The organism is Polaromonas sp. P3_C2 (genome assembly GCF_056402675.1).
Genome location: NZ_JBFUGX010001044.1, coordinates 1 through 982 on the forward strand (window position 1 = coordinate 1; position 982 = coordinate 982).

General features: G+C 57.5%; 1 protein-coding gene. It reads left to right on the top strand.

The features are described 5' to 3' along the window. The first annotated feature begins 25 nt into the window (after window positions 1–25). Window positions 26–364, top strand: coding sequence for a hypothetical protein (locus tag AC1DWI_RS24440; RefSeq protein ID WP_477671612.1), 339 nt, complete (start codon window positions 26–28; stop codon window positions 362–364). Window positions 365–982: the final 618 nt, after the last annotated feature.

The following is a 982-nucleotide window of genomic DNA, read 5'->3' on the forward strand; positions in this document are numbered from 1 at the left end:
CCCCTCATGTCAAACGTTATAGCGCATGAGAAACATCGTCCTTCTCATTGCTCTTTGCGGAGTTTGCGGCTTGTCCGCTCTTGCCCAGAAGGCGCCCTCGGTCGTCACTTCGACTCAGATCGAGGAGTACCAAGCAAAGGGCGAGGCGCAATGTGTTGCGGCCGGGCGCGCTGACGGTCGTCGTCCCGCTGCGGCAGTGAAATCGTATTGCGAGTGCGTATTCGACGCGTTGAAGGAATCGATGACATTCATTGAGTGGAAGGAGGCTTACCAGCTTTCCTTTGTTGACCCAGAAGCCGAATGGAGCGTGTTCGACAGACGGACAGATCGAATTGCGCCGCGGTGCGCGCGGAGGACGCTGTAGTATGTCTTCAGCGATGGAGCGCTCTAACCTGTCAATCGACACGGACCCACAACAACAGAAGGCGGCTTCGCCGCAGGCGTCGTGGCACGGTCATCTCCGACGTTAGACATCGGCATGCAGGCAGGGTCTCAACGTGACGTGGCAGAAATCGGGCGACTGGCCTACCTCGTCCGACTGGTCGCGGGGTTAGCCTTCGCAGCAGTTCTTTACTTTCTGACAGTTCTAGCTTTCATGAACTCTGCCGGTTCCTCCGTGCTTGTGTTGGTGCTGCTCGCTGTAGCCGGCGTTCTTGTGAACGTGGTGGGCCTTACGTACGTCATGGCCAAGTTCGTCCTGGTTCCGCGTCTGCGAGACGCGGGCTTCTTCGGCCCCCTCATGTGGTTGATGTTGGCCCTTTGCGTCTTTCCCGCAACAGCTCCGTTCTTTGTTCTTGCCCTGACTTTGATCCCCAGCGGGTTCGTGCGAAGCTAGGGACCGATGTCTAACATGCCAATCGACGCGGACCCACAACAGCAGGAGGCGGCTTCGCCGCTCATGTTGGTGGCCCGGTCATTTTTACGTTAAACGGCAGGCATGGCAGCATTCAAGCATCACAGCGCTTTCCCAAAGGAAAAGGAC

Coding starts and splice junctions, on each gene's coding strand:
- AC1DWI_RS24440 (WP_477671612.1), top strand. CDS start 26: ATGAGAAACATCGTCCTTCTCATTGCTCTTTGCGGAGTTTGCGGCTTG.